At 64.6% G+C, this 26,420-nt stretch carries 20 protein-coding genes and 1 tRNA gene; 12 read left to right on the forward strand and 9 right to left on the reverse strand.

From position 1 onward, the window contains the following. Positions 1 to 111: 111 nt before the first annotated feature. The 5 genes from G570_RS09255 to G570_RS09275 all read left to right on the forward strand — a co-directional run bounded on the left by G570_RS09255 (position 112) and on the right by G570_RS09275 (position 4,283). Positions 112 to 828, forward strand: a complete 717-nt coding sequence (locus tag G570_RS09255) for a hypothetical protein (protein ID WP_051504239.1) — start codon at positions 112 to 114, stop codon at positions 826 to 828. A gap of 165 nt (positions 829 to 993) precedes the next feature. Further along, entirely contained in the window at positions 994 to 1,293 is a 300-nt protein-coding gene (locus G570_RS09260) for a PspC domain-containing protein (protein ID WP_037501558.1), read from the forward strand. A 270-nt stretch (positions 1,294 to 1,563) separates the two neighbouring features. Then, a complete protein-coding gene (locus G570_RS09265) occupies positions 1,564 to 2,235 on the forward strand; it encodes a DUF6975 family protein (protein ID WP_037501560.1) in 672 nt (223 codons plus the stop codon). A gap of 39 nt (positions 2,236 to 2,274) precedes the next feature. After that, the gene (locus G570_RS09270) at positions 2,275 to 3,117 is read left to right on the forward strand and encodes an AAA family ATPase (RefSeq protein WP_037501563.1); all 843 of its coding nucleotides are present in this window, start codon (positions 2,275 to 2,277) and stop codon (positions 3,115 to 3,117) included. After that, complete coding sequence (locus G570_RS09275) at positions 3,117 to 4,283, forward strand: cystathionine beta-lyase (RefSeq protein WP_037501566.1); 1,167 nt, start codon at positions 3,117 to 3,119, stop codon at positions 4,281 to 4,283. The genes G570_RS09270 and G570_RS09275 overlap by 1 nt, the downstream gene beginning before the upstream one ends. Positions 4,284 to 4,358: 75 nt before the next feature. Here the strand turns inward: G570_RS09275 and G570_RS09280 are convergent, their stop codons facing one another. Continuing rightward, complete coding sequence (locus G570_RS09280; protein ID WP_037501569.1) at positions 4,359 to 5,753, reverse strand: methyl-accepting chemotaxis protein; 1,395 nt, start codon at positions 5,751 to 5,753, stop codon at positions 4,359 to 4,361. Between the two features lie 113 nt (positions 5,754 to 5,866). On the opposite strand from G570_RS09280, the gene G570_RS09285 reads away from it, so the two are divergent. Both G570_RS09285 and G570_RS09290 read left to right on the forward strand, forming a co-directional pair. After that, entirely contained in the window at positions 5,867 to 7,048 is a 1,182-nt protein-coding gene (locus G570_RS09285) for a vWA domain-containing protein (protein ID WP_037501572.1), read from the forward strand. Between the two features lie 122 nt (positions 7,049 to 7,170). Continuing rightward, a complete protein-coding gene (locus tag G570_RS09290) occupies positions 7,171 to 7,596 on the forward strand; it encodes a DUF3597 domain-containing protein (RefSeq protein ID WP_037501575.1) in 426 nt (141 codons plus the stop codon). Between the two features lie 27 nt (positions 7,597 to 7,623). Here G570_RS09290 and G570_RS09295 read toward each other — a convergent pair whose 3' ends face one another. From G570_RS09295 to G570_RS09305, 3 genes are read right to left on the reverse strand one after another with little or no spacing between them, the layout of a single operon-like run. After that, the gene (locus G570_RS09295) at positions 7,624 to 8,619 is read right to left on the reverse strand and encodes an aspartyl/asparaginyl beta-hydroxylase domain-containing protein (protein ID WP_051504240.1); all 996 of its coding nucleotides are present in this window, start codon (positions 8,617 to 8,619) and stop codon (positions 7,624 to 7,626) included. Next, positions 8,609 to 9,814, reverse strand: coding sequence for an exo-beta-N-acetylmuramidase NamZ family protein (locus G570_RS09300; RefSeq protein WP_037501578.1), 1,206 nt, complete (start codon positions 9,812 to 9,814; stop codon positions 8,609 to 8,611). Before G570_RS09300 ends, G570_RS09295 begins: the two co-directional genes overlap by 11 nt. Then, the gene (locus G570_RS09305) at positions 9,811 to 10,332 is read right to left on the reverse strand and encodes a DOMON-like domain-containing protein (protein ID WP_037501581.1); all 522 of its coding nucleotides are present in this window, start codon (positions 10,330 to 10,332) and stop codon (positions 9,811 to 9,813) included. The genes G570_RS09300 and G570_RS09305 overlap by 4 nt, the downstream gene beginning before the upstream one ends. An 83-nt stretch (positions 10,333 to 10,415) precedes the next feature. Here G570_RS09305 and tyrS point away from each other — a divergent pair, with 83 nt between their 5' ends. Continuing rightward, positions 10,416 to 11,633 carry a tyrosine--tRNA ligase gene (tyrS, locus tag G570_RS09310; protein WP_037501583.1) on the forward strand — a complete coding sequence of 406 codons (1,218 nt, stop codon included), beginning with the start codon at positions 10,416 to 10,418 and terminating at the stop codon, positions 11,631 to 11,633. Here tyrS and recG read toward each other — a convergent pair. Beyond that, the gene (gene recG / locus G570_RS09315; RefSeq protein WP_037501585.1) at positions 11,630 to 13,687 is read right to left on the reverse strand and encodes an ATP-dependent DNA helicase RecG; all 2,058 of its coding nucleotides are present in this window, start codon (positions 13,685 to 13,687) and stop codon (positions 11,630 to 11,632) included. The genes tyrS and recG overlap by 4 nt on opposite strands. 103 nt (positions 13,688 to 13,790) lie before the next feature. On the opposite strand from recG, the gene G570_RS09320 reads away from it, so the two are divergent. Together G570_RS09320 and mfd are read left to right on the forward strand one after the other, a co-directional pair. Then, positions 13,791 to 14,051, forward strand: coding sequence for an FAD assembly factor SdhE (locus tag G570_RS09320; protein WP_245600276.1), 261 nt, complete (start codon positions 13,791 to 13,793; stop codon positions 14,049 to 14,051). Then, positions 14,048 to 17,554: a transcription-repair coupling factor gene (gene mfd / locus G570_RS09325; RefSeq protein WP_051504242.1), complete on the forward strand. Its 3,507-nt coding sequence runs from the start codon at positions 14,048 to 14,050 to the stop codon at positions 17,552 to 17,554. Before G570_RS09320 ends, mfd begins: the two co-directional genes overlap by 4 nt. On the opposite strand, the gene G570_RS09330 is transcribed toward mfd, so the two are convergent. Then, positions 17,551 to 18,324 (reverse strand): EAL domain-containing protein, encoded by a 774-nt coding sequence (locus tag G570_RS09330; protein ID WP_051504243.1) that lies wholly within the window; start codon positions 18,322 to 18,324, stop codon positions 17,551 to 17,553. The genes mfd and G570_RS09330 overlap by 4 nt on opposite strands. Before the next feature lie 103 nt (positions 18,325 to 18,427). Between G570_RS09330 and G570_RS09335 the strand changes: the two genes are divergently transcribed. After that, entirely contained in the window at positions 18,428 to 19,303 is an 876-nt protein-coding gene (locus G570_RS09335) for an NAD kinase (RefSeq protein ID WP_245600277.1), read from the forward strand. A 61-nt stretch (positions 19,304 to 19,364) separates the two neighbouring features. Continuing rightward, positions 19,365 to 19,439: transfer RNA gene (locus tag G570_RS09340), tRNA-Asn, on the forward strand. Positions 19,440 to 19,500: 61 nt separating this feature from the next. On the opposite strand, the gene G570_RS09345 is transcribed toward G570_RS09340, so the two are convergent. The 3 genes from G570_RS09345 to secA are packed head-to-tail and all read right to left on the reverse strand — an operon-like array spanning position 19,501 to position 26,294. Further along, complete coding sequence (locus G570_RS09345; RefSeq protein ID WP_037501587.1) at positions 19,501 to 20,379, reverse strand: SDR family oxidoreductase; 879 nt, start codon at positions 20,377 to 20,379, stop codon at positions 19,501 to 19,503. Between the two features lie 30 nt (positions 20,380 to 20,409). Next, positions 20,410 to 23,529: a bifunctional proline dehydrogenase/L-glutamate gamma-semialdehyde dehydrogenase PutA gene (gene putA, locus G570_RS09350; RefSeq protein WP_037501589.1), complete on the reverse strand. Its 3,120-nt coding sequence runs from the start codon at positions 23,527 to 23,529 to the stop codon at positions 20,410 to 20,412. A 20-nt stretch (positions 23,530 to 23,549) separates the two neighbouring features. Further along, on the reverse strand, positions 23,550 to 26,294 hold the full coding sequence (gene secA, locus G570_RS09355; RefSeq protein ID WP_037501591.1) for a preprotein translocase subunit SecA: 2,745 nt from the start codon (positions 26,292 to 26,294) through the stop codon (positions 23,550 to 23,552). Positions 26,295 to 26,420 lie beyond the last annotated feature (126 nt).

Consider the following 26,420-nt stretch of genomic DNA (forward strand, 5'->3'; position numbering starts at 1 on the left):
CTTATGTCGGACAGACGGCGCAGGCCGGCCGACCTTGTGTAACGAGGTCGACGTCACGGGATTTGATCCCGTGACACCTCCATTCATCTAAAGAGTGGCAGAACCCCCACCGTGACCGCCGCCACCAGCACCTACCGCGACCGCCCGCCCTTGCGTCGGCGCGTGTCGGCGCTGGCGCTGGCGCTGGCCATCGAGCTGTTGCTGCTGCTCGCCTTTCTTCGCCTCAACCTCCACCCCAAGCCGCCCGAGTTCGCCGGCGGCAACCCGATCGCCACCTTCGACGTACAATCGGTGAGCGAGGAGCAGTCGTCGAGCGCCGCCAAGCCGCAACCGACCGAGACCAACCCCAGCCCGCGCCCGCCCATTCCCCGCCGCATCCCCAATGCGCCGAAGATGCCGATCGACACGAAGGACCTGCCCTTCATCCCGATGAGCAAGTCGGACATGGCCGCTGGCGATATCGGCAAGCTGGGCAGCAACGCGCCGGGCTTTGGCGCCGACGACAGCCCCCGCGTCGGCACCGCGCCCAATGGCGAGCCGCTCTATGCCGCCGAATGGTACCGCGAGCCGACCAATGCCGAACTGGGCGGATATTTGCCCAAGAATATGCCCGAAGGCGGCGGAGCGGGCCTAATCGCCTGTCGCACCGTCGCGGGTTTCCGCGTCGAGGATTGCGTCGAACTGGGCAGCGATCCCCCCGGCAGCCGCCTGGCCAGCGCCGTCCGCCAGGCCGCTTGGCAATTCCGGGTGAGACCGCCGCGGGTTGGCGGAAAGGTTCTGGTGGGAACGTGGGTGCGGATCAGGATCGATTACCTCTCCTCTAAATAGCGTGTCTGTTGGTGGGATTTCCCACCATTGGTCGGCGAGTTTCACCGCTTTGTCGGTTGCATCTTGAAATGCTGCGGTGCGGTATCCACTTGTTTTCCCTCGGTGGACGCCAATTGGCACGTGCGTTGCAACACCGTTGGCAACACCATTTGAGGAGTTTCGCTGATGACCGCCAAGACCACCCCGCTCCCCCTGCGCAACGACACCATCCTGGGTGTCTGCGAAGCGATCGGTCAGGATTTCGGCTTCAATCCGCTGTGGCTGCGCCTGGCGTTCATCGCCCCGCTGTTCATTGCGCCGATGGCGACCGTGGCGGCCTATCTCGGCCTTGGCGCGATCGTCGCAGCCAGCCGCTACTTCCTCGGCGACAAGAAGGTCGATGCCTCGACCATGACCGTGGTCGCCACCGCCCGCGACGTCAGCGACGAGCGCCGCGACCAAGACGAGATTGCGCTGGCCGCGTAACGGCCGGTTGCCTGTAACCCGCGTTTTTCGACAGGGTGCCGGATACCCCTCCCCGGCACCCTGCTTCTTTTTCAAGGCCGCGCGATCTTTTTTGTGGATAACCCGCCGCGCCGTGCCATTTCCGCTCAAAATGTCCCGTTTCGAGCCAAAAATTAACCTGCCTCACCAAAAGATGAAGCGCGCCTAAACCCTGTCTTTACGCCCTTGGGCTACAAGCCGTCGCTACCCACCAGTGATGATTGATGTTTGGACGCAGGAGTTTTGAGGGGCATGGCGATGATACAGCCGATCGACGGACATTCGGTCAGCGCGGCCGATGCGCAACTGGCGCGGGTGGACAGCGAAGGGTCGCAGGGACACCCCTATCGGCTGCACCTGCTGTCGGCGATGGGCCCCGATAGCGCGCGCGACCTTGCCGACGCGGTCCACCTCTTCTGCTCGATCTACGGTCGCCATCCCGGCCTCATCGAACTGGCGCTGGTCAACTGCCCTGCCGGCCCGGTCCGCAACTGGCTGATGCAGGCCAGCGACGCCTATGAACGCGAACGGCTCTACCTCGTACGCCTGACCGCGGCCGTCGGCCCCCTGCCCTCGACGCCTGGCGCGGCAGAGACCGAAGCGACGCTGGTCGCGCAGCGCCACGCCATCGAAACCCTCGCCAAGTCCGAACGGCGCGGCTGCGCGCTGGGCGCGGCGACCGCGCTGATGGCCGACTGGCCCGCCGTCCGCGCCATCCTCGACCGCGCCGCCGACCGCATGGGGATGGCAAAGCCCGCCATGGTCCTGCCTGACGTGCCCTCGATCGTCGCGGTCATCGCCGACGGGGCCGACTCGATGGCCGCCGAACGCGCGCTGGGCTTCGGCGGGCAGCAGCTCCTCCTCCAGAACCGCGGCCTGTTCGACCTGCTCGAAGCCCGCGCCCACGCCCGCGACGACGCCTGACACTTGCGCGCCGCCTTCGCGCCCAATAGGGCCAAAGGCATGCGTTTCGAAGGCACCACCAACTATGTCGCGACCGATGACCTCAAGGTCGCGGTCAATGCCGCGGTCAAGCTGCGCCGTCCGCTGCTGGTCAAGGGCGAACCCGGGACCGGCAAGACCGTCCTCGCCCATGAAATCGCCGGGGCGCTCGATGCGCCGCTGATCGAATGGCACGTCAAGTCGACCACCCGCGCGGTCCAGGGCCTCTACGAATATGATGCGGTGGCGCGCCTTCGCGACGGCCAGCTCGGCGACGAGCGGGTTCATGACATTTCCAACTACATCCGCAAGGGCAAGCTGTGGGAAGCCTTCACCTCGCCCCGGCTCCCCGTCCTGCTGATCGACGAGATCGACAAGGCCGACATCGAATTCCCGAACGACCTGTTGCAGGAACTCGATCGGATGGAGTTCCATGTCTACGAGACCGGCGAAACGGTGAAGGCGGTCGAACGGCCGATCGTGGTCATCACCTCGAACAATGAAAAGGAGTTGCCCGACGCGTTCCTGCGTCGCTGCTTCTTCCACTACATCCGCTTCCCCGACGAAGACACGATGCGCGCGATCATCGAGGTCCATTTCCCGGGCATCCAGAAGATGCTGGTCAGCCGCGCGCTGGAAATGTTCTACCAGATCCGCGACGTGCAGGGCCTGAAGAAGAAGCCCTCGACCAGCGAACTGCTCGACTGGTTGAAGCTGCTGCTTAACGAGGACATGCCGCTGGAAGTGCTGCAAAACCGCGACCCGACCAAGGCCATCCCGCCACTGCACGGCGCGCTGCTCAAGAACGAACAGGATGTGATGCTGTTCGAACGGCTGGCCTTCATGGCGCGGCGCCAGGGCTGATGACGGGCGAGCGCGACGGACGGGGACGGCCCACCAGGCTGATCCACCCGCTTCGCCGCGCCAGTCATGAGTTCCAGTCGCTGGCGACGCCGACCTATCGCGCCTCGACCGTCCTGTTCGACAAGCTGGCCGACGTCGGCGAAGATCGCCGTAACGAGGACCAGTATCGCTATGGCCTGCACGGCACGCCCACCACGCGCGAGCTGGCCGCACGGATCGCCGAGATGGAGGGCGCGGCCAAGGTCCAGATCGTGCCGAGCGGCCTTGCCGCCATCACGCTGGTTTATTGGACCTTCTGCAAACAGGGCGACCATGTCCTGGTGCCGACCACGGCCTATGGTCCCAATGGCTGGATCGGGCGCTTCCTGAAGCGGTTCGGAGTCGAAGCCGAAACCTACGATCCACTGATCGGTGGCGGGATCGCCGACCTTATCCGCGACAACACCTCGCTGATCTGGTGCGAAAGCCCGGGCTCGATCACGATGGAAATCCAGGACGTGCCGGCGATCGCAGCGGCAGCGCATGCTCGCGGCGCGCTGGTCGCACTCGACAATACCTATTCCGCCGGCGTGCTGTTCGACGCGTTCGGCCATGGCGCGGACATCGCGGTGCAGGCCCTGACCAAATATCCCGCAGGCCACGCCGACCTGCTGCTCGGATCGGCATCCGCGCGCGACCCCGTGCTCGCCGACAGGCTGGCCTCCACACGGTTCCATATGGGCATCGGGGTTTCGCCTGCGGATTGTTCGCTGGCGCTACGCGGCCTGATGACGTTCGATCTTCGGCTGCGGCATGTCGAACAGGCTGCGCTGGACATTGCGAATTGGCTGAAGGCGCGGCCGGAAGTCGCCAAGGTGCTGCACCCCGCCCTGCCCGACTGCGCCGGCCACGACATCTGGAAGCGCGACTTTACCGGATCGTCGGGCGTGTTTTCATTCGTCGTCCAGGACTGGGACTGGCCGACCATCGAACGGTTCATCGACAGCCTGGAACTGTTCAAGATCGGCTACAGCTGGGCTGGACCGGTGAGCATTGCACTCGCCTATCCTGACCTCCGCCGACCGTCACCCGAGGAAGGGCCGCGCCTGATCCGCCTCAACATCGGGTTCGAAGACGTCGACGACCTGAAGGCAGACCTGGCTCAGGCGTTCGAAAAGGTGGCCTGATCGGCTTCGCCAGTCCCCCGGACTGGCTGCAGGCGTTGATCGGCTTCGCCAGTCCCCCGGACTGGCTGCAGGTGATCAATCGTCGCGGTAGGCGAGCTCGAGGTTGCCCCAGCGGCGGCCCTTGAAGAATAGCGGGATATAGATGTTCTTGACCGCGATCATCTCTTCGCCGCGCTGCATCATATAGGTCATCAGCGTCGGCGTGTCGCTCTTGAGCGCATAGCGGGTCTGGTCGTCGATCAAGATGCGGCGATTGCGGCAATGCGCGTCGTTCCACACCGGATCCGGGCCTTGCGGCCGCGAACGGGCGCTGAGGTGAGTCGGCAGGTGGCCGTTGACGTCGCCGATGGTGGTGCCGATCACGCGATTGTCGGCGGCGATGATGCCGTCGATCAACGGCTGAACATATTTGTCGGCCGTGTCGCAGAAGTTGGTGTCGAACTGCTTGGGGTTGCTGCCCGGGCGTTCGCGATAGTTACGGTCGAACACGTCGTCGATGCTGATCTCGCCGCGGTCGATCGCCTCTTCGATCTTCGCCTTGATCTGGTCCATCACCGCTTGCGCCTTGAGGATCATCGGCGTGTCGTCGATATCGGCCCCCGAATTGGCGAGCGTGTTGAGCATGGTGTTGCTCATCATCTCGAGGCTGGAAAGCCGCTGTTCGACCTTGATCAGCTGGCCGCCATTGTCGCGGGCGTCGCCGGCGAATTCGGTCAGCGATGCCTTCACTCGGTCGACGCTGGTCTGGATGAGGCCGGTCGAATGGGCGATGCCTTCGGTCTGGCGGTCGACCATGCCGACGAGTTCGGTCACTTCGCGAACCGTGTCGCTGATCTGGCTGAAGCCGACCTGCGCGGCGCGGCTGCGTTCGACGCCCGTCTTGATCTCGCTGGTGACAGCGCCCGCCTCACGGGTCAGCTCACCGATCGTTTCGGCAATCTGGCTGGTGGCGGCGCGGGTGTCATGGGCCAGCTTTTTCACTTCGGCGGCCACGACCGCGAAGCTGCGACCGGCATCGCCGGCGCGAGCGGCCTCGATGGTGGCGTTGAGCGCCAGCATATTGGTCTTGCGGGCGATGGTTTCGATGGTCGACGACACGGTCTGGACCTGGTTCATTGCGGTCGCGAAGCCCGCCATGCGCTCGCCGAGGTTGACGATCAGGTCGGTCAGCCCCTTGAAGCCTTCGATCGTCCCTTCGATGGCTTCTCGGCCGGTTTCGAGCTTGAGACGAGCCTGTTCGGACAGCAGCCGGGCTTCGTCGGTCGAATCGCTGACCCGGGCTTGGTCGGTGAGCAGGCGTGTCGTCACCTCTTCGAGCCCGTCGAGCATCTTCAAATGGTCCTGGATGCGACCGGCGACCGTCTGGACGTAGCCCGCGACGTCGCTGCATTCGATCGACAGCTTGCCGCAGTCCCGCGCCACGGCGCGAATCGCATTTTCGGTAACCTGTTCAATGCCGAGCGTGGCCATGAAACCCTCGAAATGTGCCTCTGTTGGTCTGTTGGCTAAGCGACATTCACTAAAACGGAGTTAACCACGCGCCGAATTGGCAGCACCGCCTGCCCCCGCTATGGCCTATTCCCATGTTCATCGGGTTCGTCGAAGCATTGCGCCGCGGGGGCATTCCCGCATCGCTGAAGGAGCATCTGCTGCTGCTCGAAGCGATGGATGCGGATGTGATCGGCACCGATGCCGAGCAATTCTACTATCTCGCCCGTAGCGTGTTCGTGCACGACGAGAGCCAGCTCGACCGCTTCGACCGCGTGTTCAGCGAAGTGTTCAGGGGCCTGATCTCACCCGCTGGCGAAGAGATTGCCGCCGAAATCCCCGAAGAATGGCTGAAACTGGTCGCCGAAGCCTATCTCACGCCCGAGCAGATGGCCGAGATCCAGAGCCTAGGCAGCTGGGAGGAAATCATGGAGACGCTGAAGAAGCGTCTCGAGGAACAGCAGGGCCGGCACGAGGGCGGCAACAAGTGGATCGGGACCGGCGGCACCTCCCCCTACGGCCATGGCGGCTACAATCCGGAGGGCATTCGCATCGGCGGACCGGGACGCCACGGCCGTGCGATCAAGGTGTGGGAGAAGCGCGAGTTCAAGGACCTCGACGGCGACAAGGAGCTTGGCACCCGCAACATCAAGGTGGCGCTGCGTCGACTGCGGCGCTTCGCCCGCGAAGGCGCGGCGGAAGAGCTCGACCTCGACGGCACGATCGACGGCACGGCGCGGCGCGGCTGGCTCGACGTCCGGATGCGCCCGGAGCGGCACAATGCGGTGAAGCTGTTGCTGTTCCTCGACATCGGCGGGTCGATGGACGGGCATGTGAAGGCGGCCGAAGAGCTGTTTTCCGCCTGTCGCAGCGAGTTCAAGCACCTCGAGCATTATTACTTCCACAATTGCATCTACGAAGGCGTGTGGAAGGACAATCGGTTGCGCCACCATGAACGCACGGCGACGTTCGACGTGCTCCACAAGTTCGATTCCAGCCACAAGCTGGTGATCGTCGGCGATGCGGCGATGAGTCCCTACGAGATCACCCACGCGGGGGGGTCGATCGAACATTGGAACCAGGAGGCGGGCGCCGTGTGGCTGAAGCGGCTGACCGACCAGTATCGCTCTGCCGCCTGGATCAACCCGACCGCCGAGGCTTATTGGGGCCACAGCGCGTCGACATCGATCCTCAAAAAGCTGATGAATGACCGCATGTATCCGCTGACGCTGGCCGGGCTTGAAGATGCGATGAAGGAACTCAGCCGCAAAAAGTGATAAGTGCAGCCCGTCCGGGGGACAGGCGAGCACATCACTCGTTTCGGCGCACGTCACGGAAACATCATGCGCTTCAGCCATTTCTCTCTCGGGCACTTTGCCCGAGCAAAAGGAGGAGCGGCATGAGTATTTTCGGCAAGATCAAGGACGCGATCTTCGGTCACAGGAAGGAAGCGGCCCCGACTGAGGGCGCCGCCCCCGCTCCCGCCAGCTGGGACGGACAGGACCCGCTGACCGACGAGGTCGCGATCGGCACCGGATCGACCGGCACCGCGACTGCGGCGCAACCGGTCGACGTCGAAAAGACGCTGGAATGGATTTCGAACGCGAAAGGCAACCCCGACCTCAACTGGCGGACGTCGATCGTCGACCTGATGAAGCTGCTCGACATCGATTCCAGTCTCGACCACCGCAAGGAACTGGCGACCGAGCTCGGCTACACCGGGGACAAGGACGGCAGCGCCGAGATGAATATCTGGCTGCACAAGGAAGTGATGCGCCAGCTTGCCGCCAACGGCGGGACGGTACCGGCCAGCCTGCTCGACTAATCGGCTGCAATCAGGTGCGCGCGGCGGTCAATAATCGTCGATGGCTTCGAACATGGCCGTGATCGCCGCCCGCTCCTCGCCGCTCAGTTCGGGTTTCCAAACGTCGAAGATCAGGACGATACGGTCATGATGGCTGTCGTTCCTGGCTTCATGCAGGACGCTGTCGTCGAAAATGGTCAGTTTTCCGACCGTCCAGGGACGACTTTCGCCGCCGACGGTGAAGCGGCAATTGTCGGGAACGATCAGTGGCAGGTGGCAGATCAGCCGCGCATTCATCATCCCGTGATGCGGAGGAATGTGCGCGCCAGCGGCAAGCCGTGAGAACAGGATGTTGGGCGAACGGGTGCCGATCCGGCATAGGTCCGCGTCCTGCATCGCGTTCATGGTTGCCGGAAACCTCGACGCCGCTGCGGTCGGCTGTCCTTTTTCGAACAGCTGCAGGACGCTCCAGCGAGGGTTGTCGTGGAGGCCGTGGAACTCGGTACGCGGACGGTTCTTTTCCGACACGAGATAGGGTGAGAATTCGGCTCCAAGCGACATTTCCCGCTGGATTTCGGCGGAAATGGCCGGCGTGGCCGCTTCGATCGCGGCCGCCCATGCGAAATCGGAGGGGTCATAGTAACGTTTCTCGAGCAGGCCGGGATAGTAGAAGCTTGTCGGACGCTGCAGGTCGAGGTCGACGGCCACCCGGCCGTTGAGGATGTCTAGTGCCTGCTGGAAGCGATGTGGGCGCGATCCTTCGGGAAAGCCGGCACGGGCCAGCGCCTCTTCTTGATGCTGTCGGAACAGGTCGTTGGCCAGGGCAAGCTCGGCCTGTGCGCGTTCGATCGCGGGTCGGAGGCTCGCCGGCAAGGGCTGGGCAGCAGCAGCGGCCTTCAGGGCGGATTTGAAATAAGCGGCCGCGCCACGCTGATCGCCCGCAGCCAGCATAAGGGCGCCCTTCGCGACGAGAGCTTCTACGTCCTGCCCGTCGCGCGACAGGCGAGCCTCGACGTCGGCTGCGGAAAGCTGGTCAGCCGCCATAGAGCCAGTGGCTCCGGGTGCTTTCTGCCCACGCCGCCTCATCCGGTCCCGCCAGCGCGTCGAGGTCGCCCGCCTGCGCCCCCGCATCGTCGACCCATTCCCGCAATCCCGGTCCGCCGTTGATGACGTCGATGGCGAGTTTGTCGAAGACATATTCGTAAGGGAAATCGCGCCACAGAGCATAGTCGGGGTAGAGCGAGCGGATCGCCTTGAAGGCCAGCGCCTGCCAGCGCCACGGCTTGAACGCATGGTGATCGTAGGCATCGCCCTCGGCGTGGACCTGGACGCCGGCGCAGAGCATGTGGACGTGCTTGTGGAAGGTCGGTTCGAAATGGACCTCGCGCATGCGGCTGCCCTTGAGCCACTGCGGCGCGATGCGCTCCATTTGCGCCATCACCGCGCGGGCGTCTATGTCGGGGGCGCCGAACAGCTCGAGCGGGCGGGTAGTGCCCCTGCCCTCGCTCAAGGTCGTGCCTTCCAGCATGACCGTCCCGGCATAGGCGCGGGCCATGTTGAGGTTGGGCGCGTTGGGCGACGGGTTGATCCAGAGGCGCTCGGTCGGCCAGCCAAAGCCGGGCGCGGCGTCGGGGTTGTAGCCCTCCATCTCGATCACCCGATAGTCGACGTCGAGGTTGAAGTGCCTGACGTACCAATGGCCCATTTCGCCCATGGTGAGGCCGTGGCGCATGACCATCGGCCCGGCGCCGACGAAGCTTTCCCAGCCCGGCAACAGCAGCGTGCCTTCAACCGGGCGGCCGGCGGGATTGGGGCGGTCGAGCACCCAAACCGACTTGCCATGCTTGGCCGCTTCCTCGAGCAGGTAAAGCAGCGTCGTAACGAAGGTGTAGATGCGGCAGCCAAGGTCCTGCAGGTCGAACAGGAAGACGTCGGCCGACGACATCATCTGTGCCGTGGGGCGGCGCACCTCGCCATAAAGGCTGAACACCGGGATGCCGAGGCGGGGGTCCACCTCGTCCGGGGTTTCCATCATATTGTCCTGCTTGTCGCCCTTCAGGCCATGCTGTGGGCCCATGGCGGCCGACAGGTTGACGCCATCTAGAGCAGCGAGGGCGTCGAGGCTGTGGACGAGGTCGCGGGTGACCGAGGCCGGGTGCGCCAGCAGGCACACGCGCTTGCCCGCCAGCGGGGCGCGTAGCGCCTTGTCTTCGAGCAGGCGTTCAATCCCCAGCTTCATTCGGCACTCACTCCATCGAACAACAGGTTGCGGACCGCATCCGCGTGGAAATCGGGCTTGCCCGGCGCGAATCCGGTCGACCAGTAGCGGATCTGCCCGTCGGCCTCCTCGATGACAGCGGTCAGGCCGACATGGGCGGGATTGGGAAGTTCAGCGTCAATCTTCGCTTCGAGCGTGAAGCCTTGGGAATCGCTGGTAAAGGCGATTTCGACCGACGCCTCGGCGTTGGCCATGCCTTCGCGGTATCCATCGAAGCGATAAGCAGCCCATTCGCCCGATGGCGACAGGTTGAACTCGAGATAAGACGCCGCCTCGCCCGCCACAAACAGTTCGCAGCAGGTCGTGCGCCATAGGTTGTCGGCCCGGGCAGGCGTCGCGGGGGCCGGGATACGCAGCTTGGCCGGATCGCCATCGACCCGAAACCGCGCCACCGCCCCGCCAGGCACACGGCGAAGTTCGGCGTCGATCGACTGGACCGTGCCGGGCGGCGTATCGGGATGGCGGACGAGCAGCGTCATGGGTGGCCCGCTATCGCCCGCCAATCGGCCCCATGCAAGCGCCCACTTGGGCGAGACGCGATGGCCTGCTAAGGCCCCGCGCCATGACGTTTTCCTCTTCGCTCCTAAAGCTGCTCGACGAGCGCGGTTACATCCACCAGGCTACCGATGGTGCGGGCCTCGACGCGCTGGCGTCGAAGGAGATCGTGACCGGCTACATCGGCTTTGACGCCACGGCGCCGAGCCTTCATGTCGGCAGCCTGGTCCAGATCATGATGCTGCGCCGAATGCAGCAGGCGGGGCATAAGCCGATCGTGCTAATGGGCGGCGGGACGACCAAGGTCGGCGATCCCAGCGGCAAGGACGAAAGCCGCAAGATGCTGAGCGAGGCGGACATCAACGCCAACATCGCGTCGATCCGTCGGGTGTTCGAGGCATTCCTCACCTTCGGCGATGGGCCGACGGACGCCGTTCTGGTCAACAATGACGATTGGCTGTCGAAGCTGGGCTATATCGAGCTGCTGCGCACCGTCGGGCCGCATTTCACCATCAACCGGATGATGACGTTCGATTCGGTCAAGCTGCGCCTCGACCGCGAACAGCCGCTGACTTTCCTGGAATTCAATTACATGATCCTCCAGGCCTATGACTTTCGCGAGCTGGCGCTGCGGCAGGGCTGCCGGTTGCAGCTCGGCGGGTCGGACCAGTGGGGCAATATCGTCAACGGTATCGAACTCGCCCGCCGTATGGACGGCGCCGAGCTGTTTGGCGTCACGACGCCCCTCATCACCACGGCCGACGGCGGCAAGATGGGCAAGACCGCCAATGGCGCGGTGTGGCTGAATGCCGAGCAGCTGAGCCCGTACGATTATTGGCAATTCTGGCGGAATACGGCCGATGCCGATGTGGTGAAGTTCCTGAAGCTGTTCACCGATCTGCCGCTGGAGCGGATTGCCGAGCTGGGCGCGCTGGAAGGACAGGCGATCAACGAGGCGAAGGTGGTGCTGGCCAATGAGGCCACCGCCCTGCTTCACGGTCGCCAGGCGGCGGAGGCAGCGGCGGAAACCGCACGCAAGACGTTCGAGGAAGGCGCGGCGGGCGGCGATTTGCCGACTGTGGCGGCGCCCGCCGAGGGGCTGGGCGTGGTCGCGGCGCTGGTGGCGCTGGGATTTGCGTCGTCGAACAAGGAAGCGCGGCGCGGGATCGAACAGGGTGCGGTGCGGCTGAATGGCGAGAAGGTCGGCGATCCCCACGTAATGACGGAGGCGGGCGACAAGCTGAGCTTCGGCGCCAAGAAGCATGGGTTGGTCGTCGAAGGCTAACCGCTCCTGAGCAGCCCAACCGCCGCGTCGCGTTCGAAGAGGTAGAGGCAAAGGCGCGCGGCTTGGCCGCGTTCCGACGCCAGTCCGCCGTCGCGGTCGAGGAGCAGGCGGGCGTCACCCTGGGCGGCGGGGGCCAATTCGGCCACGTCTTCGGGGCTGGCGACGCGGAAGTTTTGTTCGCCTGACTGGCGGGTGCCCAAGATTTCGCCCGGGCCGCGCAGCTTCAGATCCTCCTCCGCGATGCGGAAGCCGTCGTTGGTCTCGCGCATCAGGGCAAGCCGCGCCCTGCCCGTCTCACTGAGCGTCGGCCCGCGCAGGAGGATGCAGCGGCTCGCCGCCGCGCCGCGTCCTACACGGCCCCGCAGCTGGTGAAGCTGGGCGAGGCCGAAGCGCTCGGCCCCTTCGACGATGATCAGCGAGGCGTTGGGGACGTCGACCCCCACTTCGATTACGGTGGTCGCGACCAGCACGCCGATGTCGCCGGCGGCGAATGACGTCATGACGGCGTCCTTTTCCGGCCCCTTCATCCGGCCGTGGACTAGGCCGACCTTGGTTTCCCCGAAGCGCTGGCGGAGGACGCGGGCGCGTTCTTCGGCGGCAGCGGCGTCTACCGCCTCGCTCTCCTCGACCAGCGGGCAAACCCAATAGGCCTGGCAACCGGCGGCGAGATGGCGGCCGAGGCCTTCGACGACATCACCCAATTTCTGGTCGCTGATCACCAGCGTTTCGATCGGGGTGCGACCCGGCGGCATCTCGTCGATCTGGCTGACATCCATTTCGCCATAATGAGTCAGCGTCAGGGTGCGCGGGATGGGCGTGGCGGTCATCGCCAGCAGGTGCGGCGGGCGTTCGGCCTTTTCGCTGAGCAACAGGCGCTGCGAGACGCCGAAGCGATGCTGTTCGTCGATGACGATCAGGCCGAGGCGCTGGTAGGCGACATGCTGCTGGAAGATGGCGTGGGTGCCGACGAGGATGTCGATGCTGCCGTCGGCGAGGCCCATCAGGACACTTTCGCGCGCCCGGCCCTTCTCGCGGCCGGTGAGGATGGCGACCGAGACGCCGATGGGTTCGCACTGACGCTGGAGGGTCGCGAAATGCTGGCGGGCGAGGATTTCGGTCGGCGCCAGCATCGCCGCCTGTGCGCCGGCTTCGACCGCTTCGAGCATCGAGAGGAGCGCGACCAGCGTCTTGCCCGATCCAACGTCGCCTTGCAGCAGGCGCAGCATCGGCTTGTCCTGCGCCATGTCGCCGCGGATTTCCTCGACCACGCGGCGCTGGGCGCCGGTCAACTGGTAGGGCAGCTTGAGCGCGCCCGTGAGGCGCCCATTGCCCTGCAGCGGCACCCCGCGCTTCCGCCGCGCTACCTGGCGCAGCAGCATCAGGGCGAGCTGGTTGGCGAAAATCTCGTCATAAGCGAGGCGCTTGCGGGCCGAGGTTGCGAGCGGGTCACTATGCGCTTCGGCCAGCGCGGATCGCCATGCAGGCCAGTGGTTCTTCGCGAGCAGCGACGGTTCGATCCACTCGGGCAAGTCCGGCGCACGCTCCAGCGCGGCCAGCGCCAATTCGCGCATGCGCTTGTTGGCGATGCCTTCGGTGAGGCCATAGACCGGCTCGCGGATGGCGATGTCGCCTGCTTTGTCAGTCTCGATCACCTCAGGATGGACGATTTGCAACTGGTCGCCCCATGCGTCGAGCTTGCCAATGACGGTGCGGCGCTCGCCTAGCGGCAGCTGCTTCTTTGCCCAGGCCGAATTGTTGAAAAAGGTCAGCGTTACCGTATTTTGCGTGGCGTCGCTGGCATAAATCCTGAGCGGCGCCCGGCCCGCCCCGGCTCGCAGGTCGAACGGCACGACCTCGAGGATGACCATCCGCCCGGTCAGCGCATGGCTGACGCTGTCGACCCGCATTCGCTCGATCATGCCGGTCGGCAGATGATAGGCCAGATCGACCGCCCGGGTGAGGTCGAGGCGCGCCAACGCCTTGGCGATGCCCGGCCCGACGCCCTTCAGCGCTTCCACTTCGGCGAACAGGGGATTGAGAATATCGGGCCGCATCGTCACCCCGACCCTAGCGCGGCGGACGCCAACTGCCTACATGGTCCGCGTGGCACCTGCGGCGATTTTCGCCGGCGGGCTTATCGCTGTTGGAGAAGACATTTTGGACGACGTCCTTCGCGCCCTGAAATATCGCGCTTGGCACCGCGGCACGCGTGAGGCGGACATGATGATCGGCGGCTTCTTCGACGCGCACCATGCCGGCTGGGGACCGCACGAGCGGGCGCTGTTCGCCGCGCTGCTGACCGAGACCGACGTCGACATCATGGCCTGGGCCATCGGAACCCAGCCAGTGCCCGAACGCTATCAGGGAGCCATGATGGACGCCCTCCAGAAACTCGATTTCATCCGCATCGCCAAATGAGCGACCTGTTCACCCGTATCCTGTCGGCCAAGGAGCCGCTGACCCTGTCGCGGGTGCCGGCGGGCTTCCTGCCGTGGCTGTCGGCCGACTTGGCGCGCGCCGTCCATGGCAACAGCAAGGGTGGGCGCGCGGTGATCATTGCCGCCGACGAGGCCGCGATGCGCTCGCTCGCCGATACGGTGCCGGTGTTCGCGCCGGAAGTGGAAGTGCTGAGCTTCCCGGCATGGGACTGCCTGCCCTACGACCGCGCATCCCCGGCATTGCGCGTCATGGCAGAGCGACTGGCGACGCTGGAGAAGCTACAGGCGCCCCGCAAAGGTCCGCAGCTGCTGATTACTACCGCCAATGCCGTCACCCAGCGCATTTTGACGCCGTTCCGCATCCGCCAGCTGACGCGGCGGCTGGCCGAGGGCGAGCGGATCGAGCGCGACCAACTGGTCGATCTGCTTGTCGCCAATGGCTACCAGCGGACTGACGCGGTGCACGACGCGGGCGAATTTGCGGTGCGCGGGTCGATCGTCGACCTGTTCCCCGCGGGCGAGGAGCAGGCGATCCGCCTCGACTTCTTTGGCGACGAGGTGGAGACGATGCGCCGCTTCGACCCCGCCGACCAGCGGACGGTGGGGCAAGCGGGTTCGTTCACGCTGATGCCCGCATCGGAGGCGCTGCTCGACGAGGACACGGTCAAGCGATTCCGCGCCCGCTATCGCGAACAATTTGGTGCCAACGCAACCGGCGATCCGCTCTACCAGGCGGTGAGCGACGGCCGGCGGCTGGCGGGGATGGAACATTGGCTGCCGCTGTTCGAAGAGAAGTTGTCGACGATCTTCGACAATTTGGGCGCCGACGACGTCATCCTGCGCGATTCCAACGCCGACCAGGCGCTGGAGGCACGGGCCGAGGCGATCGAGGATTATTTCGGCAATCGCGAGAAGGCGATGGTCGCCGAGCCGGGCAGCTATCGTCCGCTGGCGCCGTCCGCGCTTTACCTGTCGAAAAAGGAATGGCGGGAAGCCGTCGCGGCGCGGCCGATCCATTTCGCCAGCCATCATCCGGAGCCCGAAGCCGATCGCGTCATCGACCTCGGCGTCGACGGCCCGCGCGACTTCGCGCCAGAGCGGGCGCAGCAGGCCAATGTCTACGAGGCGGTCGTCAAACACGTCGCCAAGCTACGGAAGGACAAACGGAAAGTAATCTTGGCGAGCTACAGCGCAGGCGCCCGTGAACGCCTTGCCGGCTTGCTCGAAGACCATGAGCTGAAGTCGCTCAGCCAAGTGCGGACGTGGCAGGAAGCGCTGGGGTCGAAGAGCGAGGCGACGCTGATCGTCCTGCCGCTCGACCATGGGTTCACCGCGCCGGACGTCGCCGTGCTGACCGAACAGGACATGCTCGGCGACCGGCTGGTGCGCCGTAAGAAGCGCCGCAAGAGCGCCGACGCCTTCCTTGCCGAACTGGCGACGCTGACGCCCGGCGACCTCGTCGTCCACGCCGACCATGGCATTGGCCGCTATATCCGTCTGACATCGGTTGCGGTGGGCAAGGCGCCGCACGATTGCGTCCAGCTCGAATATGCCGGCGGCGACAAGCTTTACGTTCCAGTCGAAAACATCGAGGTGCTAAGCCGCTACGGCTCGTCCGACAGCGAGCGGGGGACCCTCGACCGCCTCGGCGGCGAGGCGTGGCAGCGGCGCAAGGCGCGGATGAAGGAGCGCATCCGCGAAATTGCGGGCGAGCTGATCAAGACCGCCGCCATCCGCGCCACCCGCCAGGGCCAGGTAGCGGAGCCCGACAGCGCCTTTCCCGCCTTCGTCGACCGCTTCCCCTACGAAGAAACGGACGACCAGGACCGGGCGATCGGCGAAGTGCTCGAGGATCTGGGCGCGGGCAAGCCGATGGACCGGCTGGTGTGCGGCGACGTCGGCTTCGGCAAGACCGAAGTGGCGTTGCGCGCCGCCTTCGTCGCGGCGATGGCCGGCATGCAAGTGGCGGTGATCGCACCGACCACCCTCCTCGCCCGCCAGCACTTCACCAACTTCACCGAGCGCTTCAAGGGCTTCCCGATCGAGGTCGGGCGCCTGTCTCGGCTGGTAACGACGAGCGAGGCCAAGGCGACCAAGGAAGGCATGGAAAAAGGCACCGTCGACATCGTTATCGGCACCCATGCGCTGCTGTCGAAGTCGGTCAAATTCAAGAAGCTGGGCCTCGTCATTGTCGATGAAGAGCAGCATTTCGGCGTGACCCATAAGGAACGACTGAAGACGCTGAAGGAGGACGTCCACGTCCTCACCCTGACGGCGACGCCGATCCCGCGCACGCTGCAGATGGCGATGTCGGGGCTGCGCGAGTTGTCGGTGATCCAGACACCGCCGGTCGATCGGCTTGCTGTCCGAACCTATGTCGCGCCGTGGGACCCGGTCGTGGTGCGCGAGGCGCTGCTGCGCGAACATTATCGTGGTGGGCAGAGCTTCTTCGTCGCCCCGCGCATCGCCGACTTGGGCGAACTCGAGGATTTCCTGCGCGAGGAAGTGCCCGAGGTGAAGTTCATCACCGCGCACGGCCAGATGGCGCCGAGCGAGGTCGAAGAGCGGATGAGCGCCTTTTACGACAAGAAATATGACGTGCTGCTGTCGACCACCATCGTCGAAAGCGGGCTCGACATTCCTAGCGCCAACACGCTGATCGTCCATCGTGCCGACCGCTTCGGTCTCGCCCAGCTTTACCAGCTTCGCGGCCGCGTCGGGAGGTCGAAGACCCGCGCATACGCCTATCTGACGACGCCGCCTGACCGCTCGCTGACCGAAACCGCCGACAAGCGGCTGCAGGTATTGGCCAATCTCGACAGCCTCGGCGCGGGATTCCAGCTTGCCAGCCACGACCTCGACATTCGCGGCGCCGGCAACCTGCTTGGCGACGAGCAATCGGGGCATATCAAGGAGGTCGGGTTCGAGCTCTACCAGTCGATGCTGGAAGAGGCGATCCTGGAGGTGAAGTCGGGCAAATCGGAAATAGACCGCGCCGAAGGCTTCAGCCCGCAGATCAACGTCGAGGCGGCGATCCTCATTTCCGAAGATTATGTCCCCGACCTCGACCTGCGCATGGGTCTGTACCGCCGCCTCGGCGAACTGGACGACCGGCAGGGTGTGGAAGCCTTCGCCGCGGAATTGATCGACCGCTTCGGTCCGTTGCCACAGGAAACCAAAAACCTGCTGCATATCGTTGAAACGAAGATCAATTGTAAGAAGGCCTGCATCGCCAAGCTGGACGTCGGTGCCAAGGGTGCCGTGGTCACCTTCGCCGAAAAGGGCTTCCCCGATCTGAAGGCGCTATTCGGCTATGTCGACCGGCTGAAGGGTGCGGCAAAGCTGCGCCCCGACAGCAAGCTGGTGATCAGCCGCGACTGGCCCAGCGGCGAAGCGCGGCTCAACGGCGCGTTGCAGATTTCGCGGGGGCTGATGCGGACGCTGGCGGCCGCCGACGCGAAGAAGGAAGTCGAACCGGCCTAGGCGGCCTGCGGCAGGTGCGCCGCGACGAAGCGGGCCAGTTCGACCTCGCCCAACGCCTTGGACCCAAGGAAGCCTTGGTAGGCGTCGCAGCCCCATTGGCGGAGCAGGACAAGCTGATCGGGGCTTTCGACGCCTTCGACGACGACCTTCAGGCCCAATTCCTGTGCTAGGCGGATCATCGCCTTGACGATGATGCGGTCGCGGCTGCCGCCGATCAAATGGGCGATCATCGCGCGATCGATCTTGATCGCGTCGAGCGGAAGCGAGGCGAGATAGGCAAGGCTGGAATAGCCGGTGCCGAAGTCGTCGATCGCGATCCGCACCCCGGCTGCGCGCAGTTGGGAAAGGCGGGCCGCGACAGCGGGCTGATCGCCGACCAGGCTGGTTTCCACGATTTCCGCCGTGATGCGCTGCGGCGCGATGCCGGCGTCACGCATTTCCGCCAATAGCCAGCGGTCGAACCCCACCCGCTCCAGATCCTGGGGCAACAGGTTGATTGACAGGGGTAACCGCGCGAGGTCGCCGGTCCAGCGCGCCGCGACGCCAAGCGCCTTGCGTTGCAAGGTGCGCGACAATCGTTCGGAGAGGCCCGCGGCCTCCGCACGTGCGAACAGCTGTTCGGCACAATCCGCGCCCGACCAGCGTGCCAGCGCCTCGACCCCGGTTACGACGCCGCTGGCGATGTCGATCTGGGGCTGGAAACGCAGCTGGATTTCGTCGCGCTGGATGGTGCGTTCGAGCGCGCGATCCCTGACGGGTGTCGCGGGCATCTGGATCCCCCGATCCGATGCCCGCTTGCCCCCGTGTACAGTGCGAAGCCACTCTCGCATGGCCCGGGCTTAGGCTTGGCCATCCCGATCACCAATCCGACACTTGTGGCTGTGCCGGATCGGGACAGTAGCGTTTGCGGCTGGAGCCATTATGTTGGGGAGCGTGAATATCGCCGGACAATCGCCTGTCCCCGCCGAGCGGGACCTTGGCCAACGCGGCATCGCGCTGGTTGCGTCGGGCACCGAGGCGGCCCTGGCCGCAGAGGCGCTGCTGCGCCGCCGCTACCGCTGGGCCGACGAAGCGGATGCGGAAGTACTGGTCGCGCTGGGCGGCGACGGCTTCATGCTGCAAACACTACACGCAATGCTGGAAGACGGGGACGCACGGCCCGTATTCGGCATGAACCGGGGCACGGTCGGTTTCCTGATGAACGAATGGCGACTTGATCGGCTCGCCGAGCGGATCGAGGGCGCGAAACATATCAAGGTCGCGCCATTGCAGATGGAAGCGACCACGATCCGTGGCGAGACCTGGACCCATCCGGCGATCAACGAGGTGTCGCTGCTGCGCGAAGCCCGTCAGACGGCCAAGATCGAAATAAGCGTGGATGGCCGCGTCGTTATGCCTGAGTTAGTCGCAGACGGAGTACTGGTGGCGACTCCAGCAGGTTCGACCGCTTACAACTTGTCTGCCCATGGCCCGATTCTGCCGCTTGCGGCCAAGATGCTGGCTTTGACCCCGATCAGTCCGTTCCGACCGCGCCGCTGGTCCGGCGCAATCCTGCCGGACGACGTTGCCGTCAATTTTCGCATCCTTGAAGCCGAAAAGCGGCCCGTTGCGGCCGTTGCCGACCAGTTTGAGGTGCGCGACGTCACTGAGGTCGCGGTCACGCTTGATAAGTCGCGTTCGCTGACCTTGCTGTTCGACCCGGAGCATGCGCTCGACGAGCGCATCGCGATGGAGCAATTTGCGACATAAGGGTGTTGCAACGTCCGACGGACGCGTTATAGGCGGCCTCGCTCCGGGAAACCGGAGCCGCTCCCCGATAGCTCAGCGGTAGAGCTCTCGACTGTTAATCGAGCGGCCGTTGGTTCGAATCCAACTCGGGGAGCCATTTTTCCTTCATCGGGAAATCGAGAACGGCAGGTCGCCTGACCTGCCTTTTTTCGTTGCGCTTATCGCGCCCAGCCCTCGCGACCGCCGAGGAAACGGCCGATGACGTCTTCTCGCTGCGCCTTGCCGTCGGGGTCGGCTGCGGTCTTGAACCGGCACAGGCCATCGCCCCAGTCGGACGTCCGCATGCGTACGGGCGGGTCGTCCATCGCCATGCATCTCAGGACTGCGTCAGCGACCTGGTCGGCGGTTTGGTAGACCCCTTCGCGCTCGGTGTCGCCGGATGCCGCCCTTTGTCGCGCCGATCCCAGATAACGTTGCAGTAGCGGGCCATAGGTTGGATCATCCATCCGCCCGCTCGCTTCGAAATCGGCGATCACCGACTTGGCGAAGTCGCTGATGATTCCGCCCGGTTCGACGACCGTGAAAGCGATGTTGAAGGCCGGGCCGACATAGCTTGCCAGCGCCTCGGTATAGCCTTCGATCGCGAATTTGGCCGCGCAGTAGATTTCGTTGAAGGGCTGACCGACCAGCCCGCCGACCGAACCGATGTTGACGATATGGCCCCGACCCTGCTCGCGCATCCCCGACAGGACCGCGCGAGTGCAGCGGATGACGCCCATGACATTGGTTTCGAAGATGCGCCGGGCATCCTCGTCGCTGGCCCATTCGGTAGTGCGAACCGAGCCGAAGCCGGCGTTGTTGACGAGGACGTCGATCCGCCCCGCCTCGGCCACGGCGGCTTCCACCGACTGCCGGTCGCTGACATCTAGCGGCAGCACCTCCAGCTCGACTCCCGCCCTCGTCGCCGCATCGTCGAGCGCACCGCGCTTGCCGAGATCGCGCATGGTGGCGACGACGCGATAGCCTGCCTGCGCCGCCTTCACCGCAAGGCTGAGGCCCAGCCCCGACGAACATCCTGTGATCAACACGGTCTTCATCGCGGCGGCTCCTGTTCCTGTAGTGGTGGCTTACCCCTCGACGGCGGCCATCAGGCTGGCGTTGCCGCCAGCGGCCGTTGTGTCGATACAGGTCACGCGTTCGGTGGCGAAGCGGGCGACATAGTGCGGACCGCCGGCCTTCGGACCGGTGCCGCTGAGCCCTTCCCCGCCGAACGGCTGGCTTTCGACGACCGCGCCGATCTGGTTGCGGTTGACGTAGAGGTTGCCGGCGCGGACGTGCCGCTCGACATAGACGCGCGTGGTGTCGATGCGGCTTTGCAGGCCGCACGTCAGGCCGTAGCCGGTCGAATTGATCGCCTCGATCACCTTGTCGAGCTGCCCCGACTTCCAGCGGATGACGTGAAGGATCGGGCCGAAATGTTCGCGGTCGAGCTCGTCGAGACTGTTGAGCCTGACCATCGTCGGCGCGACGAAATGGCCGCGCCGGGCGCTGTCGGGCAAGGCCAGCTGAGCAATGAGGCGAGACTTCTTGCGGAGCGCCGCGAGATGTTTGTCGAGCGCAGCCTTGGCCTCGACATCGATCACCGGCCCGACGTCGGTACGCAAATCGGAGGGATCGCCGACGGTCAGGGCCTGAAGTGCGCCAGCGATCATGTCAAGCATCCCGTCGGCGACGTCGTCCTGCACGAACAGGACGCGCAGGGCCGAGCAGCGTTGGCCCGCGCTCTGGAATGAAGAAGCGACGACATCGCGCGTAACCTGTTCAGGCAGCGCCGAGCTGTCGACGATCATCGCATTCTGGCCGCCGGTTTCGGCGATCAGCGGCACGATCGGGCCATCGCGGTTGGCAAGTGAACGATTGATGGCGCGAGCGGTCTCGGTCGATCCGGTGAACGCAACGCCAGCGATCAACGGGTGCGCGGTGAGCGCGGCCCCCGCCTTGCCGTCGCCCGGGACCATCTGGACGACATCGGCCGGAATTCCGGCTTCGTGCATCAATTCGATCGCGCGGGCCCCGATCAGCGGGGTCTGCTCGGCGGGCTTGGCGACAGCGCTGTTTCCGGCGGCCAGCGCGGCGGCGACGGGGCCGATAAAGATCGCCAGCGGGAAGTTCCACGGGCTGATGCAGGCCCAGACACCACGGCCGTGAAGGCGAAGCTCGTTAAGTTCGCCGGTTGGACCCGGGAGCGGGAGCGCGGTGGTGAAAAGGCGGCGGGCTTCGCTGGCGTAATAGCGGAGGAAGTCGACCGCCTCGCGCACTTCGAGCACCGCATCGACCGGGGTCTTTCCGGCTTCGCGAATGCACAGCGAAAAAAGCTCTTCGCGGTGGGTTTCGAACAGGTCGGCGGCGCGTTCGAGCAACGCGGCACGATCTTCGCCGCCCAAAAGGTCCCAACTGGCCTGAGCTTTGTGCGCGGCGCGGACAATCCGGTCGACGTCCTTTTCGCTCGCCCAGACAACGTCACCAACCTCGCGGCCGGTGTCGAATGGCGAGACGATGGTGCAACGATCACCGCTGCCGCCGCCCGTCGGCGCGGCCGACCAGCGCTTCGATTCCAGTCCTTTCAGACGGACCATCAGCGGCTCACGAACCAACGGGTCGCTGAGATCGACCCCTGCGCTATTCTTTCGCCCGCCGAAAATGGCGTCGGGCAGCGGGATGATCGGGTTGCGTTTGGGCTCCAGCGTCGCGAGCTGTGCGACCGGATCGCGGACCAGCTCGTCGACCGGCACGTCATCGTCCGCGATGCGATTAACGAAGCTGCTGTTGGCGCCATTTTCGAGCAAGCGGCGGACGAGATAGGCGAGTAGTTCCTTGTGGCTGCCGACCGGGGCGTAGATTCGGACCGGGGTCGGGATTTCGCCGATGCCCTGCTCGAGTTTGGCCAGCTCTTCGTAAAGCCCTTCGCCCATGCCGTGGAGCCGCTGGAATTCAAAGCCGGGCTGTCCTTTACGCGGGCCAGCCATTGCCTTCACCGCGCCGATCGTGTTGGCGTTGTGGGTGGCGAAAGCAGGGTAGATGCAATCGCTCGCCGCCAGCAACTTCTTTGCGCAGGCGAGGTAGCTGACGTCGGTCGCAACCTTGCGGGTGAAGACGGGATAGTCGCTGAGCCCCGCGACCTGCGCCATCTTGATCTCGCTGTCCCAATAGGCGCCCTTGACCAGGCGCACCATCAGCTTGCGGCGGTGGGTGCGGGCCAGTTCGACGACCCAGTCGACCATTGGCACGGCGCGCTTCGAATAGGCCTGCAGCGCAAGCCCGAAGCCGCCCCAGCCATTCGCGAACAGGCTGTCGTCGGCGACCAGCGCCTCGATCAGGTCCATCGACAGCTCGAGGCGATCCGCCTCTTCCGCGTCGATGGTGAAGTGGACGTCGGCCTTGCTGGCCTGCATGGCGAGATCGCGAAGGACCGGCAGGATCGCGGCCTTGGCCTCCTCGGCGTGGCTCCATTCATAGCGCGGATGGAGCGCGCTGAGCTTGACGGAGATGCCCGGCGCGGCCTTGAAGCCGCCCTTGGCCTTCTTGGCGATGACGCCCAGCGCATCGGCATAAGCCTTGGCATAGCGGGCAGCGTCGGCATGGGTCTTGGCCGCCTCGCCCAGCATGTCGAAGCTATGGCTCCAGCCCTTCGACTGTTCGGGCGCAGCGCGCTTCAGCGCTTCATCGATGGTGCGGCCGAAAACGAACTGCTTGCCAAGAATCTTCATCGCCTGGCTGACGGCGGTACGGATCACCGGCTCACCGAGACGACCTACAGCGCGGCCAAGGGCAGCGCGCCAATTGTCGGTCTTGTCGTTGGCCTCGTCGAGCACCTTGCCGGTGAGGAGCAGCGAAAAGGTCGCGGCATTGACGAAGGTCGATCGGCTTTCACCCATCTTTTCCGACCAGTCGGGACCGGACAATTTGTCGTGGATCAGATCGTCTGCGGTTTCGGCGTCGGGCACGCGCAGCAGCGCTTCGGCAAGGCACATCAGCGCGATGCCCTCGTCGCTGCCGAGGTCATAGGCCTGCAGGAACGCGTCGAGCCCCGCCGCCTTGTGCCCCCGCACCGCCTTTACCAGCGTCCGGGCGATCGCGGTTGCTTCCGACTGCTGCCTCGGCTCCAGCTTGGCCTGCTCGATGCGCAGGCGCACAAGGGCATTCTCGTCGGGACGGTAGGCCTGACGAAGCTCCGAACGGTCGATCATCGATGGGTCCTTCCGGGCGCTTAGGCGGCCTGCCCGTGACAATGCTTGTACTTACGGCCCGAACCGCAGGGGCACAGCGCGTTGCGGCTCTCCGGCGCCGGCACCGCCTGTCCGTCGTCGCCGGTCGGCATATCCGGTCGCGCGATCTGCATCGGCGGCAGGCTCGACATGACGCGGCCGGTAGCGGCGTCGATGTCCGCGCTGTTGTCGTCGCCCGACAAGGGGTCGATGTGCTGGGTAATGAAATCGGGCAGCGCAAAGTCGCTGGCTGCCATCATTGGCGGCTCTTCGATCTGGATACGGACGCGCATCAGCGTCTTGGTGACGTCCTCGCGGATCGCGACCAGCAAGCGTTCGAACAGGGCGAAGGCTTCCTGCTTATATTCGTCGATCGGCTTCTTCTGCGCGTAGCTGCGCAGGTGGATGACCTGGCGCAGTGCGTCGAGCGTCGCCAGATGCTCTTTCCAGTGATGGTCGAGGTTCTGCAGCAGGATCGACTTTTCGACTTGGATCCAGCGTTCCGGATCGACGCCCTCAAGCTTCGCATTGAAGCTTTCGTCCGCCAGCGCCTGCAAGCGTTCGACGAGAATGTCCTGTTCGACCGCCTCTTCCTGCAGCCACTCGTCGATCGGCGGCTGAAGGTCGAGGACGTCATCCACCGCTTCCTTGAAGCCGGCGACGTCCCACTGTTCGGGATAGGTGCCCGGCGGGCAGAAGGCAGCGACGAGGCCGACGATGGTTTCGGCGCGGAAATCCTCGACCACGTCCGAGACATGGTCGCTGTCCATGATTTCGGCGCGCTGTTCGTAGATCACCTTGCGCTGGTCGTTCATCACGTCGTCGAATTCGACGACCTGCTTGCGGATGTCGTAGTTGCGCGCTTCGACCTTCTTCTGCGCGGTTTCGATCGCCTTCGAAATCCACGGGGAGACGATTGCTTCGCCGTCCTCGAGATTCTTGTTCATCAGGCGCGCGAAAGCGGTCTGCGGGCCGAAGATGCGCAGCAGATCGTCGTCGAGGCTGAGGTAGAAACGCGAAAGGCCGGGGTCGCCCTGACGACCCGAACGGCCACGCAGCTGGTTGTCGATGCGGCGGCTTTCGTGGCGTTCGGTTCCGAGCACGAACAGGCCGCCGGCCTCAAGCACCTTTTGCTTTTCCGCCTCGATCTGCGCCTTGATGCGTTCGATCGCCGCGTCGCGTTCCGGCCCTTCGGGCATATCGCCGAGTTCGTCCTCGACCAAGAATTCAAGGTTGCCGCCGAGTTTGATGTCGGTGCCGCGACCCGCCATGTTGGTGGCGATGGTCACCGCGCCGAGCCGGCCGGCCTGCGCCACGATATGCGCTTCGCTTTCGTGGAAGCGGGCGTTGAGGACGCTGTGCTTGATGCCTTCCTTCTCGAGGAATTCGGCGAGCATTTCCGACTTTTCGATGCTGACCGTACCGACCAGCACCGGCTGGCCGATGTCCTGCCGATGCTTGATTTCTTTCGCAATAGCCGCGAACTTGTCATTGATATTCTTGTAGAATTCGTCGTCTTCGTCGATCCGCTTGACTGGCACGTGGGTCGGAATGGACACGACGTTCATGCGATAGATGTCGAAGAATTCGGGCGCCTCAGTCAGCGCGGTGCCGGTCATGCCCGACAGCTTCGGATACATGCGGAAATAATTCTGGAAGGTGATCGAGGCGAGGGTCTGGTTCTCCGGCTCGATCTGCACGCCTTCCTTCGCTTCCACCGCCTGGTGCAGGCCGTCCGACCAGCGGCGGCCGTCCATCATGCGGCCGGTGAACTCGTCGATGATGACGACCTTGCCGTCCTTGACGATGTAATCGATGTCCTTCTTGAACATCACATTGGCCTTGAGGGCCTGGTTGAGGTGGTGGACCACCTGCGTATTGGTGATGTCGTAAAGGTTGCGCCCTTCGATCAGGCCGGCAGCCTCGAGCATGCGCTCGGCCTTTTCGGTGCCTTCTTCGGTCAGGACGACGCTGCGCTGCTTTTCGTCCTTGTCGTAATCGCTTTCCACAAACTGCTTCACGATCGCGTCAACGCCCATGTAGAGCTCCGACTTGTCGTCGGTCGGGCCCGAAATGATCAGCGGCGTGCGCGCTTCGTCGATGAGGATCGAGTCCACTTCGTCGACGATGGCATAGTTGAACGGCCGCTGGACCATCTGCTCGCGCGAATACTTCATATTGTCGCGGAGGTAGTCGAAGCCGAGTTCGTTATTGGTGGCGTAGGTGATGTCGGCGTTGTACGCGTCGCGCCGCTCATGTTCCTGCAGGTTCGGGACGATCACGCCGGTCGTCAGGCCGAGGAAGCGATAGACCTGGCCCATCCATTCGGCGTCGCGCTTGGCAAGGTAGTCGTTGACGGTGACGACGTGGACGCCCTTTCCGGGCAGCGCGTTGAGGTAGGTTGCGAGCGTGGCGACCAGCGTCTTGCCTTCACCGGTGCGCATTTCGGCGATTTCGCCGCGGTGGAGCGCGATGCCGCCAATCATCTGCACGTCATAGTGGCGCTGGCCCAGCGTCCGCTTGGCCGCTTCGCGCACCGTGGCGAACGCTTCGGGAAGGATGTCGTCGAGGCTCGCACCGTCGGCCAGTCGATTGCGGAAAATATCGGTCTGCCCGCGCAGCTCCTCGTCGGTCATGGCCGAAATGGTCGGCTCATATCCATTGATGGTCTCAACGATACGGCGAAGCTTGGCGACGTAGCGATCGTTGGCCGAACCGAAGATGCTTTTGGCCAGAGTGGCGAGCATGTGCGAAAAATTCCTCAAAAACCGGGACGCGCGAAGGCGACGAAAAGGGTGCCGCACGCGCGTGCGCAAGACGGGGCGCGATGTAGGTTGCGCCCCGCCCTTCGTCAATCGAATCTAGGGCGTTAC

Origin of the sequence: Sphingomonas jaspsi DSM 18422 (genome assembly GCF_000585415.1) — a bacterium.
Taxonomy (GTDB): domain Bacteria; phylum Pseudomonadota; class Alphaproteobacteria; order Sphingomonadales; family Sphingomonadaceae; genus Sphingomicrobium; species Sphingomicrobium jaspsi.